Consider the following 15,349-nt stretch of genomic DNA (forward strand, 5'->3'; position numbering starts at 1 on the left):
TTTAACCATCTATGGTGCGCTTTGTCATCCCGCGAGGGGGTCAGCCACCCGTCATCGCGGCGAAGCGGGCGCCGCGCCGCGCCACCAGCCGGTCGAACAGCGCTTCCTCTCCCTCCAGCCGCACCGCTCGCGGATAGAGGGGCGACGCGCGGTCCTGCAGAACGGTGGTCTCGAAGCCCTCTGTCTCATCCACGAAGCGAGACACGCCTTCCTCCCCGTAAAGGGTCAGGAAGCCCTGGAGCACGGCGTCGAGATAGGATTGGAGGATGAAGGCGTTCGTCTCGGCCGCCGTTTCCTCGTCCGGCGTGGCCTCGTAGATGAAAAGCGGAACGTTATCCACAGGCGCGGAATCGATGGTGACATGCTCGGGCGTCACGACGCGGCGCAGATAGCCGGCCTCCCGCTCGTCCACCGCCGGCAGGTGGTCGGCAAGGTCGTAGACGACGACGCCCTGCGTCACATGCCGCTCCTCCGGCTTGACGGAGAGCAGGGCCGGCTCCCCCACGCCGCGCGGCATCCAGAACCGCCGCCACCCGAAGACATGCGCCTTGCGCATACCTAGGAAGCGTGTGCGCAGGGTCTGCCTGTTGACGAGCGAGCCATAACCGAAGTAGGCAATCACCCGCCCTTCGCTGGCAAGGCGAACGAGCTCTGGATGGTCTGGATGGATGTTCATGGGCGGGGCTGTAACGGAACGGACGTGCGATGCAAGAGTCACGGCGCCGTTGCGCATATACGAGGTTCACGGGGCCGGAGCGCCTTCAAGACACGACAGCATCAGAACGAGGATGATACCGGAACCGGCCGCCTGACGGCGGTTTTTTGCGCCTGGGCCGCCATTTGGTGACTTTCGCGCAAGATCGGCCCTTCACACTCGCTCAAAGAATGCCCGACCAACCTTAAAAAGGCTTTAACGGCATAGGCGCAGTCGCCACTTGCTGCTTAATTCTTCCGACAGTTTTTCCGAAACGGCTTGGGAATTCCCTTGATGAATCGATCTCGCAACGTCGCAATCCCGACGAAGGATGGGCTGACGCTGGTCGGCACCTTCTTCGAAGGGTCCGGCAACGGCCCGGCGATCCTCATCTCCTCCGCTGCGGCCGTGGAGCGACGTTTTTATCGCGCTTTCGCCGAAGGTCTGATCGAGAGCGGCGCCTCCGCGGTGCTGACCTATGACTATCGCGGCGTGGGCTCGTCCAAGCCCCGCTGCCGCCGCGCGCTGCACATGAAGGATTGGGGCGTCCTCGACCTTCCGGCCGCGCTCTGCGCGCTGAAGAAGCTGGCGCCCGGCAAGTCGGTGGTCGGCATCGGCCACTCCTTCGGCGGCGTGGCGCTCGGCCTGTGCGGCGTCTCGGACCAGTTCGAGCGCTACGTGATGGTCGCATCGCTCAACGGCTATTACGGGCGCACCCGCGAGCCGCTGAAGGTTTACGCGCAGATGAACCTTCTGGGCGTGCCGATGGCGATGCTCCTGGGCAAGCTGCCGCGCGCGGTGGGCCTGGGCACGGAACTGCCGGGCACGATCTTCCGCGACTGGGCCAAGTGGTGCCGGCATCCCGAGTTCTTCTTCACCGACCCGAAGGTGCCGGAGGTCAGCCGCTTCTCGGACGTGCGCATCCCGGTTCTGGCGCTCGGCATCTCGGACGATGCCTGGGGCACCCCGAAGGCCGTCTCCGACCTGTTGAAGCGCTTCCCCAACGCCGATGTCGAGGAAGCCTGGCTGACGCCGGCCGATGGCAATGGCGAGCCCATCGGGCACAACGGCTTCTTCCGCCGCCGCTTCTCCGACTCGCTGTGGCCCAAGGTCACGCAGGCGCTTCTGGGCGAGAATCGGGCACTGATGCATCGCGCGGCCTGAGGCCGCGCCGCAAGCCGGACAGAAGAAAGGGGCCGTTCGGCCCCTTTTCTATGTCTCGACCCGCTGCCCGTCCCGAACGCGATAGCTGGGATCGTAAAGCGTCACGAGTTCCTCGGCGGCGGTCGGGTGCACTGCCATGGTGCGGTCGAAATCTTCCTTGGTCAGCCCCGCTTTCACGCAGATGCCCAGCACCTGCGCCAGTTCTCCCGCATCCGGCCCCAGCACATGGGCGCCCAGCACCTTGCGGCTGGTCGCGTCCACCACGAGCTTCATCAGCATCGCCTCGTCGCGGCCGGACAGCGTGTGGCGCATCGGCTTGAAGCGGGCGCGGTAGATGTCGAGATCGCCGTGTGACCTGGCGGCGGCCGATTCGGTGAGCCCGACCGTTCCGATTTCCGGCTGGGAGAAGACGGCTGTCGCCACCGTCTCGAAATCCGGCTTGGTCGGGCGGCCGTGATACACCGTCTCCACGAAGCACATCGCCTCATGGATGGCGACGGGGGTGAGCTGCACGCGGTTGGTCACGTCGCCGATAGCGTGGATATGAGCAACGCTGGTCTGCGAATAGTCGTCCACGACGATCTCGCCCTTCGGCCCCAATTCCACGCCCGCCTTCTCGCAGCCCAGATCCTCGGTGTTGGGCATCCGGCCGACGGCGAGCATCACCTCGTCGGCATCGAGCCTGTCTCCACTCTTCAGATGCGCCTCGAACCGCCCGTCCGGCTTCTGCACCACCTCGGTCAGCGTATCCTCGCAGAGGATGCGCGCGCCCTTTTTCACCATGGCCTGGTGCAGCTCGTGGCGCAGGTCGTCATCGAAGCCCTGGAGAATCTCCTTGCCGCGATAGACGAGCGTCACCTCCGAGCCGAGCCCCAGGAAAATGTTGGCGAACTCCACCGCGATGTAGCCCCCGCCGAGAATGACGATGGATTTCGGCAGCCGCTTCAGGTGAAAGGCCTCGTTGGAGGTGATGCAGTGCTCTGCGCCCGGAAGGCCGGGAAACGGGTTCGGCCGCCCGCCGACCGCGATGAGGATGCGCTCGGCCGTGACCACCGCGTCTGTCGAGAGAAGGCGGATGTGGTGCGGCCCCTCCATCACCGCGCGCGACATCAGAAGCTCGGCGCCCGCCTTTTCCAGGTTCGAGCGGTAGATGCGCTCCAGCCGGTCGATCTCGTTGTCCTTGTTGGCGATCAGCGTCGCCCAGTCGAAGCTCCGCGGCCCGACCGACCAGCCGTATCCGGCCGCGTCCTCGAAGCTTTCGGAGAATTGCGAAGCGTAGACGAGCAGCTTCTTGGGCACGCAGCCGCGAATGACGCAGGTGCCCCCGTAGCGGAACTCCTCCGCGATGGCGACGCGTTTGCCGAGGGCGGCCGCGCGGCGCGCGGCGCGCACGCCGCCGGAGCCGCCGCCGATGACGAAGAGGTCGTAGTCGAAGCGCTTGTCGCTCACGGATGCCGGTCCTCCGGGCAAAAGAAAAGGCGGCCCGAAGGCCGCCCCGGTCCTTACAGCAATGGAACGGGATTCGTCACTGCGCGGCGGGGGCCAGCTCGCGCATTGCGGTCTCCGATGTATTGCGAAGGTCGCGCACGATGCCGTTGGCCCAGATTTCGGCGGCTGCCATCGTCTCGCGCGTGGCGCCCGGCCCCTGGGTGATCAGCTTGCGGCCTGCCGGCGAGGCGTAGAACTGGGCGATCTCGCGCAGCTCCTGCTCGGTGAACATGCGCGCATAGATGCGCGCGATCTCGTTTTCCAAGTCGGCGCGGCGCGGCGCCAGCGCGATGGCGTTGTCGTCCACCATGTCCGAGATCTGCGACTGCAGGTTCGGGTTGTTGACGATCAGCTCCGCCTTGATCTGCGTGGCCGCGTTGGGAAGGATCTCGTCGAACTGGTTGGTCGTATCGATCGCCGCCACCGCCTCGCGCGCGGCGCTCAGGTGAGAGGCGCTCGGCTCCTGCGCCATGGCCGGGGCCGCCGAAAGGGCGCCGAGGGCCACAACGGCAAGAAACCCGCGACGCAGATGTGTCGTGAGAGCCATCAAAGTTCTATCTCCATCCGTCTTCGGCCGATCCGGTCAAAGCTCACTATGTCGAACGGCGTTGCGCTGCAACCCTTCAGCGGGCTTCCTGCGCCCTCACCTTTCGAGCCGGCGCACGCCGCCGGGCCCGGCGAGGACGAGGGAGGAGGCCAGCCCGATGAAGAGGCCGTGCTCGACCACCCCGGGCACGGCGTGCAGCGCGATCGAAAGGGCTTCTGGATCGGGAATACGGCCAAATGATGCGTCGATGATGAGGTGCCCGCCATCGGTGATGAAGGGCCGGCCGCCCTCCTGCCGCAAGGTGAGCGCGCCCGTGAGGCCCAGAAGCGAGGCGGCCTTCTCCACGGCCAGATAGGTGGCCGTGACGCCGAACCCGTTGACCTCCACCGGCAGCGGGAAGGCGCCGAGCGTTTCCACCAGCTTGGCCTCGTCGGCGATCACGACCATGCGCCCGGCGGCAGCCGCGACGATCTTCTCGCGCAGGAGCGCCCCGCCGCCGCCCTTGATCAGCCTCAGGGCGCCATCCGCCTCGTCGGCTCCGTCCACGGCCAGATCGAGTTCAGGCGTCTCGTCCAGCGTGGTCAGGGGAACGCCCAGCTCCCGGCACAGCGCCGCGCTGCGCTCGGAGGTCGGCACGCCGACGATCTTCAGGCCCGCGCTCACCTTTTCGGCCAGAAGGCGGATGAAGGCCTCGGCGGTCGAGCCTGTGCCGATACCGAGCGTCATGCCGCTTTCGACCTGCGACAGGGCCTCCCTCGCCGCCTGCCTCTTCCACTCCGCCGCCTCGCTCATGGCACTCGCCTTGCTGGATTCCTTTGTCCGGCACGCTGTAGCGCGGGCACGGGCTCGTGTCGAACGGGGTATGGGGCAGCCCTAGCCGCCGGCGGAATCGGCGATACGTCTGGAGGAGGTGCAGCGCGGGAGCCAAGAGCATGGGCATCAGGACGGTCGTCTGGAACGAGTTTCTGCACGAGCGGGAGAACGATGTCGTGCGCGGCCTCTATCCGGGCGGCATCCACGAGACCATCGCCGCCGCCCTGCGCGCGGATGCCGGACTGGAGGTCTCGACCGCCACCCTGCCCGAGCCCGAGCATGGCCTGCCCGCCGAACGGCTCGGGCGCACGGACGTGCTTCTCTGGTGGGGCCACAAGGCCCACGGCCAGGTGGATGACGCGGTGGTCGAGCGCGTCGCCCAGCGCGTCTTCGAGGGCATGGGGCTGATCGTCCTGCACTCGGGGCACTTCTCCAAGATCTTCAAGCGCCTGATGGGCACCCCCTGCTCGCTGCGCTGGCGCGAGGCGGGCGAGCGGGAGCGCGCCTGGGTCGTCAACCCCTCCCACCCCATCGCGCGCGGGCTCGGCCCCGCCATCGAGATCGCGAATTCGGAAATGTACGGCGAGCCCTTCCTCGTGCCGGAGCCGCTGGAAACCGTGTTCCTCTCCTGGTTCGAGGGCGGAGAGGTCTTCCGCTCCGGCCTCACCTACCAGCGCGGCGCGGGCCGCATCTTCTATTTCGAGCCCGGCCACGAGACCTACCCGATCTACCACGACCCGGATGTGCAGACGGTGCTGCGCAACGCCGTGCGCTGGGCCCACAACCCCGCACCCGCCTGGGTGGACGTATCGGACGCGCCCAATGTGCCGTACGACAAGGCGCGCGAGACGCTGGAGCCCAAGGGCGCCTCGCTGCACAAGGCGGGCGAGGCCGGCTACCGATGAGCCGCGAGCAGCGGCTCCTCATCCTCGGGACGGGCGCCATCGCGGCGCGCCATGCCGAGCATTTCGCAGTCCTGCCCGGCATCAGGCTGGTGGCGGCGGCCGACAACGTTCACGACCGCGCGGCGAGCTTCGCGGCCACGCATCGCATCGAACATGCCTTCGGCAGCCTTGATGAGGCGCTGGAATGGGGCGCGTTCGATGCGGCGGTGAACTCCACGCCCGATGGCGTGCACAAGGCGACATCGCTCAAGCTCATCGCCGCCGGCAAGTCGGTGTTCTGCGAAAAGCCGCTGGCGGTGAACCACGCCGATGCGATGGAGATGACGCTGGCGGCGGAGGCCGCGGGGGTCATCAACATGGTGAACCTCACCTATCGCAACGCGCACGCTATCCAGATGGCGCGCCGCATGGTGGAGGCCGGCGAGATCGGCCCGATACGCCATGTGGAGGCGAGCTACCTACAAAGCTGGCTGACGGCCCGCACCTGGGGCGACTGGCGCACCGACGAGCGCTGGCTCTGGCGCCTCTCCTCCGCGCACGGCTCCAGGGGCGTGCTCGGCGATATCGGCATCCATATCCTCGACTTCGTCACCTTCGGCACGGGGCTCGACATCGCCTCCCTGCAAGCCCGGATGAAGACCTTCGAAAAGGCCGACGGCGGCGCCCTCGGCCCCTACCGCCTCGACGTGAACGACAGCGTGGCGATGACGGTGGAGATGAGCAACGGCGCGCTCGGCGTGGTGCACATGACGCGCTACGCGACCGGCAATCTCAACGACCTGAACCTGGCCGTCTACGGCGAGAAAGGCGCCTTGCGCATCTGGGCCAACCACGCGGCCTCGCGGCTCGAGATCTGCGCGGGAGCCGATATAGAGACCGCGCGCTGGAAGCCGGTGGACTGCCCGCAGACGCCGCGCAACGAGGAGCGCTTCGCCCTCGCCTTGCTTTCGGACATCAACGGCCAGCCGGATTTCCGCCACGCCGCGAACATCCAGAAGCTGCTCGACCTGTGTTTCGTGTCCGACGAGGAGGGCCGGCGGCTGTCGGCGGCCTGAAGCGCTTGACAAGGCCGGCCGCTTCGCCTTCGCCTGATCCACGATGACAATCGAGTTCGACATGACGTTCCATGCCACTCCAGGCCAGCCGCAGACGGTGGCGGAAGGGGTCGTGCGCCTCACCGCGCCCAATCCCGGCCCCTTCACCTTCCATGGCACCAACACCTATCTGGTGGGGGACAGGAGCGTCGCGATCATCGACCCGGGGCCGGCGGACGAGCGGCACCTCGGCGCGATCCTGGATGCGCTCGGCGGGCGGGCGGTGGAGGCGATCCTCGTCACGCACACCCATCTGGACCATACGGGGCTGACCGACCGGCTGAGGGAGGCAACCGGCGCGCCGGTGCTTGCCGAAGGCCCGCACCGCGCCGCGCGGGCGCTGCACGAGGGCGAGGTGAATGGGCTGGACGCGGCCGGCGATAAGGCCTTCCGGCCCGACCGAACCCTTGCCGATGGAGAGACGATCGAACTTTGCGGCCTGCGCTTCGAGGTGGTGGCGACGCCTGGACACACGGCCAATCATCTGTCCTTCGCGCTGGCGGGAAGCGACCTTCTCTTTTCCGGCGACCATGTAATGGCCTGGTCCACCACCGTTGTCGCGCCGCCGGACGGCTCGATGGCCAGCTACATGCACTCGCTGGAAAGGCTGATGGCCCGCCCCGAAAAGCGCTATCTGCCCGGCCATGGCGGCCCGGTGGAAAACGCACCGCCCTTCCTGCGCGCCCTCAGGTCGCATCGCCGGATGCGCGAGGCGGCGATCCTTGAGCGGCTGGCGGCCGGGGACCGGGCGATCGGGAGCATCGTCGCCAGCATCTACCGCTCGACAGACCCGCGCCTCCACGGCGCGGCGGCGCTTTCGGTGCTGGCCCAGCTCGAGGATCTCGTGGAACGCGGCCTCGTGCGCACGGACGGCCCGCCTTTGCTGGAAAGTCGGTACGAACGGGTCTGAGAGGCCTACTCCTCCAGCGCGCCGGTCTGGAGAAGCGTCATCGCCTCGTCGAGGCGGGCAAAAAAGGCATGGATGAAGCGGCGGTTCTGGCCCAGATCGCGCGAAAGTCCGCGCGAGACCGCGCGCATGTCCACATAGCTGGTGCCGTCCTCCTCCACGATGCGCAATGTCACATCGCTGGGGAAGCCGAAGATGGGCGCGGTCGCGACGGCCGTGATCGTGTACTCGTCCGAATCCATGGCCACCAGCGGGTCGGCGTCCTCGGCCGCTTCCAGCGTATCGCGCAAGGTGGGCACGGGCGCCAGCACCGTGCCACTGATGCCCAGATTCCCATCCGCCGGCTCAGGGGGCTGGCGTGTCTCCACTTCCAGCACCTGCCAGCCGCTGGCGCTCATGGCGCCCTGCGCCGCTTCGTAGACGTCGGCGGCCGTCGCCCGGTAGTCCCGGCCCGGCAGCAGGGAGGCGGGCATGTCTGTGGCGGTAGGAGCGGTTGTCGCAAAGCCGCGCGTGGCCGCCTGGTTCCCGGCGGGATACTCGATGGCCAGCGCGGCCCCCAGCGCGTAGGGCAGCACCACGACAAGGCCTACGAGAAGCGCCGCCAGCGCCCTTCCGCCGCCCCGGTGGCCGTAGCCCCAGGCCCGGGAGATCGCGAAGAGCGAGAAGACGAGCGAAAGGGCGACGAGAGCGGCCGCGAAGAGAAGCGTCAGCGTGAAAGCGTCGAGATCCACCGCGCCCATTCGGAAGAAGGTCAGCCCCACGAGAAGTAGCGCGGCCGCGAAGACCGCGAGGGAAAAGCCCCAGCCCGCGCTGCGCGCACGCTTGCGAATATAGTGTCCGCTCAAATCCCGCCTCGCTGCCCAACGGCTCAAGGCACCGAACATACAGAAGCCCTGCCCGCCCGGCCATGGCGGAAAAGCGGCAGATTTGCGTCCGGCGCAATGCAGGCGTGCCGGAACCACGCGGCAGTCTGGCCGTTCGTCCCGTGCAGAAGGGTATGAACGACATGATGTCGGAAAAGAACATCCAGATCGGCCGCGCGTCGCAGGACCCGCTCGCCGCCTCCATGGCAGCCCTGGAGCTGGAGCTTGCGCTCGACTTCCAGCACGCGGACCGCTCGTTCCGCGAAGGCGTGCAATGGGCTGCGGCCAGCATCGGGGGCGAGGTGCTGTTCGAGATGCCGGCGGAAGGGCAGATCGAGGACGCCTCCCGTATATGCGGGGTGCGCATCCCCGCCGCCAGCGGACATTCCCGCCCGACCATCCTCTTCGCACTTCTGGATGAGAAGACAGGCCAGGTGCGCGTGGCGGACAGGCGCGACGTTGGCGAGCGGCTTTACTCCTTCGCCACCGCCTATGCCAGCCTCATGGACCGGCTGAAGCGCCGCGCTCCCGCCACCGGGGAGATGGCCTGAGCCGCAAGGCTTCGTTGAACCCCATGGAACGGCCTTCCTGCGGTTGCCGGCCTCGCTACGCCCTGCCACGCGCCTTGGAGGCGCCGGCCCCGCGCAGGGAGCGCTCGAAGCGGATGGCCGCCTGCGCCGCCGCCAGCCGTGCGATGGGCACGCGGTAGGGCGAGCAGGACACGTAGTCGAGCCCCGCCTTTTCGAAGAAGTTGATGGACGCGGGATCGCCGCCCTGCTCGCCGCAGACGCCCAGCGTGATATCGGGTCGCACACGCCTCGCCTTCTCCACCCCCAACGTCACGAGTTCGCCCACTCCTTCCACGTCGATCGACTGGAACGGGTCTCGGTCGATGATGCCGAGGCGCTCGTAGGTGGAGAGGAAGTTGGACGAATCGTCCCGCGAAATGCCGTAGACGGTCTGCGTCAGGTCGTTGGTGCCGAAGGAGCAGAAATCCGCAACCTGGGCGATGAGGTCGGCACGCAGGATGGCGCGCGGCAGCTCCATCATCGCACCGACCAGATAGGAAACGCGCCGCCCCCGCTCCTGCGCCACGCGCTCGGCGATATCGTCGATGCGCGCCTTCACGAAGTCCAGCTCCTTCCGCAGGCTGATGAGCGGGATCATGATCTCCGGAACGACGTCCTTGCCCTTCTTCTGGCCCGCCTCGATGGCGGCTTCGAAAATGGCCCGCGCCTGCGTTTCCACGATCTCGGGATAGGAGATGGCCAGCCGGCACCCACGGTGGCCGAGCATCGGGTTGAACTCGCGCAGCGTCTCGATCCGCTCGATGAGCTTGCGCTCGGGCACGCCGAGATGCGCGGCCGTCTCCGCGATCTCCGCCTCCCCCTTGGGCAGGAATTCATGGAGCGGCGGATCGAGCAGGCGGATCGTCACCGGCTGACCGGCCATGATCTCGAACAGCTCGACGAAATCGGAACGCTGCATGGGGAGAAGGCGCGCCAGCGCCGCGCGGCGGCCGTCCTCGCCCTCGGCCAGGATCATCTCGCGCATGGCGCCCACGCGCTCGCCCTGGAAGAACATATGCTCCGTGCGGCAAAGGCCGATGCCCTCCGCGCCGAAGGCGCGCGCGGCGCGCGCTTCCAGCGGCGTTTCGGCATTGGTTCGCACATGCAGGCGGCGCGCGCGGTCGGCGAACTCCAGAAGAATGGCGAAATCGCCCGTCAGCATGGGGCGCGTCAGGCGCGAGGCGCCCGCGATGATCTCGCCCGACGTGCCGTCGATGGTGATGACGTCGCCCTCGCGAAGCACCCGGCCGGAGGCGGTCAGCGTCCCGGCGTCCTGGTCGATCCGCAGCGAGCCCGCCCCGGTCACGCAAGGCTTGCCGATGCCGCGCGCCACCACCGCCGCGTGGCTCGTCGTGCCCCCGCGAATGGTCAGCACGCCTTCGGTGACATGCATCCCGTGAATGTCGTCCGGCAGGGTCTCGGTGCGCACGAGGATGGTGCGCCGCCCCTCGTTCGCCAGGTCGAGGGCCGCCTGCGCGGAAAAGACGATCTGCCCGCTTGCCGCACCGGGAGAGGCCGGCACGCCGCGCGCGATGAGGTCGAACGCCTCGCCGCGCTCGATGGTGGGGTGCAGGAGCTGGTCGAGCGAGGCGGGGTCGATGCGCAGCAGCGCCTCCTCCTCCGCGATTAGCCCCTCCTCCACCATCCTGACGGCGACGTGGATCGCCTCGTCCACTCCGCGCCGCGCCGGGCGCGACTGGAGGATGAAGAGCTCTCCATCGCCGACCATGAAGTCGACCTCGCAGGCATCGCCGAGATGCTCCTCCACCCGCCGCACATGGTCGGCCAGCGCCTCGCGGTCGGCGGGAAAGGGCGAGGCGGAAGTCGGCCCCATCGCCGCCAGATCAATGACGGTGCCGCGCTCCCCGATCTCGCGCGGCTCGTCGCGGCCGCGAAGGATGAACTCCCCGGTCAATTGCGCGCGGCCCGTGGAAAGGTCGCGCGAGACGGCGCGTCCGGTGCCCGAATTCTCGCCCCGCTCGTTGAAGATCATCGCATGGGCCGTGACGGCAAGGCCCGCATTCTCCGCGATGCCGTGCAGCACCCGGAAGGCGCGCGCCACCGGGCTGCGCCAGCTCGCGAACGCCCCGCCCACCACCGCCACGAGCTGCTCGAACGGCGTCTGCGGCATCGCCTCGCCGGCCACGTCCTCCACGAGGCGCAGATGGCCGGCGATCAGCGAGCGCCACCCGTCCAGCGTGTCCGGCTCCGGCCCCCGCCAGCCATTATGGACGCGCTCGGCGTCCATCAGCTCCTCGAACTCGCCGGGGTCGGCGCCGTGCACGAGCGTGGCAAAGCTCTCGATGAAGCGCCGGTAGCTTCGAAACGCGAAGTGCGGATCGCCCAACTCCTCGGCGAAGATCTCCACCGTGCGGTCGTTCAGGCCGATATCGAGCACGGTGTCGGCCAGGCCGGGCATCTGCGAGCGCGCGCCGGTGCGCACGGCCAGGAGCAGCGGCCGCGCCTTGCCGTCGAACGCCCGGCCCGTCGCCGCCTCCAGCCATTCCACCCCGGAGAGGATTTCCGAGCGCAGGCTCTGCGAAAGCGCGCCGTTGACCGTCGCGGTCTCGCGCCAGCCGGTGGTGGAGACGGTGAAGCCCGGCGGCACCGGCAGGTCGAGAGACGCGAGCATGGCAAGGTTCGCGCCCTTCAGGCCGAGTGCCTCAGCCGCGTCGGCGGGCCTCTCGGCGGCGCCGCGCTTGAACGTGAAGACCCGCTTGGCCATTGCTTCAGATCGCGCCTTTCCGGCCGCTTCCCGCCCTCGGGCCGCTCAACCACGCCATCATTCTAGCGGAGAAATCCGCGCCGCCTACGCCGCGGCGCGAAAGATGATGGCGGGCCGGCCCGAAAGGGGCTCAGCGGTGGCTCTCGATGACGGCGGCCATCTCGTCCGCCGAGAGCGCGCCGGCGTAACGGTCGCCGTTGATGAAGAAGGTCGGCGTGGCGTTGACGCCGAACTCGTTCTCGCCGCGATCCTTCACGCTCGTGATCTGGCCCTGAAGCTCCGTGTTCTGGAGGCAGGCGGCGAACTCGTCCTGCGACATGCCGGAGAGGCGGGCGATGGAGAGAAGCGCGGCGGAAGCGTTCTCCGCGCGCGCCCAGTTGGCCTGCTGCTGGAAGAGCACGTCGATCATCGATTCACGCTGGTTCTCGGGCACGCATCGCGCCAGCATGAAACCGGCCAGCGCGCGCGGATCGAACGGGAACTCGCGCACCACGATCTTGGCGATGCCGGTATCGACATAGTCCGCCTTCACGGCCGGCAGGCTGTTGACGTGGAAATTGGCGCAATGGCTGCATGTCAGCGAGGCATACTCGACGATGGTCACGGGCGCGTCCGGATCGCCGATCACGATATCAGGCAGCGGCCCCTCCTCCATCAGCGCCGCCACATCGACGCTGCCCTGCGCGCGCGGCGCGGTCACGGCGGAAGGGTTCGTCCGGCGCTCGCCCTCGGCGGCCGCCTCCGGGGTCTGGGCCTCGGCGGAACCGACGATGACGGAGCCCGGCGCGTCGTTGTCGGAGCAGGCGGCCAGCGCCAGCATAGCCGCGCTCGCGAGCAGCACCGAGGCGTGGCGTGCCGCCTTCATCACCGGCTGGCGGGCGTTGGTGTCCATGTCCGTCGCTTGCCTTGAGATCATCTCTGACAAAACCCTTCGTCCTTGTGGCGGATGGCGGCCCATCCCATTCCCGTCTGTAGCCATGGAAAACGGCAATTCCAATGCAGGCCGGGCGCGATCCTTCATGAAATCGGGTGAACGGCGGCTGAACGGTCAGTCGCCGGCGCGGTTTCGGCCCAGAACGGTGTGCCCGAACCGCTCCAGCGCCGCACGCAGGCGCGGGTCCTCGATGCGCGCCGTCGCCTCCGCGATCGTCTGCCGGCCTTGCTCGCCGATATCGGCAAGGCGCGGCTTGCGGCTGGGCGCGGGGGCCGGCAACGCCTTCTGCACGATCTTCAGGCGCCCCACGGCGTGATAGCCGAAGAAGGCGTCGATCCGTTGCAGAAGCTCGCCGGCCTCGTGCTGGAGACGCAGCGCCGACGCGCCCTCGCAGGCCACGACGAGCGTCGCCGGTTCGAACGGATCGGTGTCGGAGCGGCGGGCGGCCCAGATGAGCTTTTCCGGCCGCGTTCCGGCCGCGAGCCTCGGCCCGGCGATCTCGGGCCACGCGGCAACGAGGCCGCTGGTGAGACCCGCCTTGCGCGCCAGCATCGGGTCCACCAGCGCGGCGACGAGATCGGCCAGCGGGCGCACGGCCGGGCGGCGCGGCGGTTTGCGGAAGGATCGCTCGGACGTCATCGCACGCTTCTCCGCAACATCAGCCCGCAGGGCCGAGGCGCCGCCCGGTCTCGGCCAGTCGGCGCCGGCGCATGCCGGTCATCACGACCGCCATGAAACCGAAGATCAGGATGATCGTCCACTCATTGATCAGAACGCCGTGGAACGCGCCGAACGACACGATCAGCACCACGAAGAGCAGCGAGCTTTCCTTGGTGAGAGTGGGCGAGCGCGCGCGGAAGACCGCGACGAGGAAGGTCGCGAAGACGGCCAGCATCAGCGCAAGACCAACCAGCCCGCTGGAAAGCGCCTCGTCGATGAAGAGATTGTGCAAATGGGTATAGCTGCCGATCAGCGCCGCATTTTCCGCTCCGGCCGCCTCGGCCACGCGCGCCATGCGCTGCGTGGGGCCGACACCCAGCAGCGGATGCTCCGATATCAGCTCCGCCGCATGGTTCCACATCACCAGCCGCACGTCCATGGAGCCGGACGCAACGCCCGTCTCGCGCAGATTGGCGATCTCCGCCATCCCGTCGACCACCCGCGCAGTCACGATCTTCCAGATCGGAACGGCCGCCACGGCCATCGCGATGGCCGCCACAGCCATCGCCGCCATGGGCGGCCTGCCGCCGCTGCGCTCGCGCACCACCGCCCATAGGTCGAAGACGATGAGCGGAACGAACACGATCCATGCCGCCCGGGTCTGGGTCAGCAAGACCGGAAGCAGCGCGACATAGCTCCACCACCGCCCGTTCGGCACGAAGCGCGGCGGGAAATCGGCCTGCATCCGCGCGATCAGGGCGGCCGCGGCGATGACGAAGCCGAGGATCGCCTCGTTGCGCCCGAGCCCCACGCGCTCCCCCGTCATGAACCACTCCACCGTGGTCGCGCCGAGCAGGACGACGACCGCGACGCGGCAGCCGAGCACCATGGCGTCCACCGGCCGGCGCACGAGGCAGAGCCCCACCGGAAGGAAGACGGCGGCGAGCTGGATGGCGGCATAGCCCAGGAGCCTGTTGCCATCCATCGGCTCTCCCCGACCGAGGGACAGGATGACGCCCCACAGGCAGTAGGATATCAGCACGGCTGTATAGACGGGGGGCAGATGGCGGCAGGTGCGATGGCGCGCCAGCGCCAGGTAGAACCCGCAGGCGGCGAAGACGAGGAAGATCACCTTGCCCGGCCCCTGCAGGAGCGCGAGGAACCCGAAGCCCGCCGCCAGCAACCAGGGGTCGATGTGCCGCCGCAGGAGCAGGGCGCGGCGGATCGTCACGGGCGCGCCCACGCGCCGGCCAGCCTGCGAACGAAGTCGATGGTGCGGAAGCGCAGCGTCGTCAGCCGCCGCCACGGCTTCAGCCGCATGCGGCGGTAGTTCCCTTCTTCCTGCGTCAGGCTGCGGCCCGTCTCGATATTGGGCTTTACCACGTCCGGGCGCACATGGCGCACGCGGATGCCGTGCGCCCAGCCGCGCTCCAGCGCCACGTCGTAGGGCAGCGTCATGGGCACGAGGCTTTCCACCAGCCGCGCGGCCGCCGCCCGCTTCACCAGATAGGCCGCCGAGGAGCCGGTCGGCCCGAAGCTCGCGCGCCCCAGCGTCCGGCCGGAGGCAAGCCGGCGCTCGGCCTTGAGATGCGTCATGCGGTGATGCGTCAGCTTCACGAGATCCCAATCGTCCCTGGAAAGGATATCATCGAGCTGCGCGTTGAGATCGGCAGGAACCTTTGCGTCGTCCTCGAGGATCAGAGCGACATCCGCTCCGCCCTCAAGAAAAAGCTGCAAGACCTTGATGTGACTCGCATAGCAGCCGTATTCCCCCGGCATGGGCCGTTTGCCGTGATCGCGGCGAAAGCCGGCTTCGTCCAGGAGAGTTCGCTCGGTCACGGGTATCTCGCGCCCATCGACGGCCGCGACGCGGGTGAACTCCAGTTCCGCCCGTTTCGCATCGGCGGAGAATGCGGCAAGACGATCCAGCGAGCGGTCGAGATTGATGACGTAAGCTGCAAGCTTCAAGCTGTTCGACCTGCGCGG

15 protein-coding genes are annotated in these 15,349 nt (G+C 68.2%); 5 read left to right on the forward strand and 10 right to left on the reverse strand.

Annotated features, from left to right (window positions below; all coding sequences use genetic code 11):
• Window positions 1-40: 40 nt before the first annotated feature.
• Window positions 41-676, reverse strand: coding sequence for a gamma-glutamylcyclotransferase family protein (locus J7654_RS14480; protein WP_209736582.1), 636 nt, complete (start codon window positions 674-676; stop codon window positions 41-43).
• A 312-nt stretch (window positions 677-988) separates the two neighbouring features.
• On the opposite strand from J7654_RS14480, the gene J7654_RS14485 reads away from it, so the two are divergent.
• Window positions 989-1,858, forward strand: a complete 870-nt coding sequence (locus J7654_RS14485) for an alpha/beta hydrolase family protein (protein WP_209736583.1) — start codon at window positions 989-991, stop codon at window positions 1,856-1,858.
• Between the two features lie 48 nt (window positions 1,859-1,906).
• On the opposite strand, the gene gor is transcribed toward J7654_RS14485, so the two are convergent.
• The 3 genes from gor to rpiA form a co-directional block, all read right to left on the reverse strand.
• Window positions 1,907-3,307: a glutathione-disulfide reductase gene (gene gor / locus J7654_RS14490; RefSeq protein WP_209736584.1), complete on the reverse strand. Its 1,401-nt coding sequence runs from the start codon at window positions 3,305-3,307 to the stop codon at window positions 1,907-1,909.
• 76 nt (window positions 3,308-3,383) lie between these two features.
• Complete coding sequence (locus J7654_RS14495; protein ID WP_209736585.1) at window positions 3,384-3,893, reverse strand: DUF2059 domain-containing protein; 510 nt, start codon at window positions 3,891-3,893, stop codon at window positions 3,384-3,386.
• Window positions 3,894-3,989: 96 nt separating this feature from the next.
• A complete protein-coding gene (gene rpiA / locus J7654_RS14500) occupies window positions 3,990-4,685 on the reverse strand; it encodes a ribose-5-phosphate isomerase RpiA (protein WP_209736586.1) in 696 nt (231 codons plus the stop codon).
• Window positions 4,686-4,825: 140 nt separating this feature from the next.
• On the opposite strand from rpiA, the gene J7654_RS14505 reads away from it, so the two are divergent.
• The 3 genes from J7654_RS14505 to J7654_RS14515 all read left to right on the forward strand — a co-directional run bounded on the left by J7654_RS14505 (window position 4,826) and on the right by J7654_RS14515 (window position 7,615).
• Window positions 4,826-5,611, forward strand: a complete 786-nt coding sequence (locus J7654_RS14505; protein ID WP_209736587.1) for a ThuA domain-containing protein — start codon at window positions 4,826-4,828, stop codon at window positions 5,609-5,611.
• Window positions 5,608-6,666 (forward strand): Gfo/Idh/MocA family protein, encoded by a 1,059-nt coding sequence (locus J7654_RS14510; RefSeq protein WP_209736588.1) that lies wholly within the window; start codon window positions 5,608-5,610, stop codon window positions 6,664-6,666. Before J7654_RS14505 ends, J7654_RS14510 begins: the two co-directional genes overlap by 4 nt.
• A gap of 61 nt (window positions 6,667-6,727) precedes the next feature.
• The gene (locus J7654_RS14515) at window positions 6,728-7,615 is read left to right on the forward strand and encodes an MBL fold metallo-hydrolase (protein ID WP_245195513.1); all 888 of its coding nucleotides are present in this window, start codon (window positions 6,728-6,730) and stop codon (window positions 7,613-7,615) included.
• 5 nt (window positions 7,616-7,620) lie between these two features.
• On the opposite strand, the gene J7654_RS14520 is transcribed toward J7654_RS14515, so the two are convergent.
• Window positions 7,621-8,457: a DUF1499 domain-containing protein gene (locus J7654_RS14520; protein WP_209736590.1), complete on the reverse strand. Its 837-nt coding sequence runs from the start codon at window positions 8,455-8,457 to the stop codon at window positions 7,621-7,623.
• 161 nt (window positions 8,458-8,618) lie between these two features.
• Between J7654_RS14520 and J7654_RS14525 the strand changes: the two genes are divergently transcribed.
• Window positions 8,619-9,026: a hypothetical protein gene (locus J7654_RS14525; protein WP_209736591.1), complete on the forward strand. Its 408-nt coding sequence runs from the start codon at window positions 8,619-8,621 to the stop codon at window positions 9,024-9,026.
• Between the two features lie 55 nt (window positions 9,027-9,081).
• Here the strand turns inward: J7654_RS14525 and ppdK are convergent, their stop codons facing one another.
• From ppdK to J7654_RS14550, 5 genes are all read right to left on the reverse strand, one after another.
• A complete protein-coding gene (gene ppdK / locus J7654_RS14530) occupies window positions 9,082-11,769 on the reverse strand; it encodes a pyruvate, phosphate dikinase (protein WP_209736592.1) in 2,688 nt (895 codons plus the stop codon).
• A gap of 130 nt (window positions 11,770-11,899) precedes the next feature.
• The gene (locus J7654_RS14535; RefSeq protein WP_209736593.1) at window positions 11,900-12,661 is read right to left on the reverse strand and encodes a DsbA family protein; all 762 of its coding nucleotides are present in this window, start codon (window positions 12,659-12,661) and stop codon (window positions 11,900-11,902) included.
• A 156-nt stretch (window positions 12,662-12,817) separates the two neighbouring features.
• A complete protein-coding gene (locus J7654_RS14540) occupies window positions 12,818-13,342 on the reverse strand; it encodes a DUF721 domain-containing protein (RefSeq protein ID WP_209736594.1) in 525 nt (174 codons plus the stop codon).
• 19 nt (window positions 13,343-13,361) lie between these two features.
• Entirely contained in the window at window positions 13,362-14,606 is a 1,245-nt protein-coding gene (locus J7654_RS14545) for an O-antigen ligase family protein (RefSeq protein ID WP_209736595.1), read from the reverse strand.
• Window positions 14,591-15,331 carry a glycosyltransferase family 25 protein gene (locus J7654_RS14550; RefSeq protein WP_209736596.1) on the reverse strand — a complete coding sequence of 247 codons (741 nt, stop codon included), beginning with the start codon at window positions 15,329-15,331 and terminating at the stop codon, window positions 14,591-14,593. Before J7654_RS14550 ends, J7654_RS14545 begins: the two co-directional genes overlap by 16 nt.
• Window positions 15,332-15,349 lie beyond the last annotated feature (18 nt).

The organism is Aureimonas populi, assembly GCF_017815515.1.
GTDB classification, from domain to species: domain Bacteria; phylum Pseudomonadota; class Alphaproteobacteria; order Rhizobiales; family Rhizobiaceae; genus Aureimonas; species Aureimonas populi.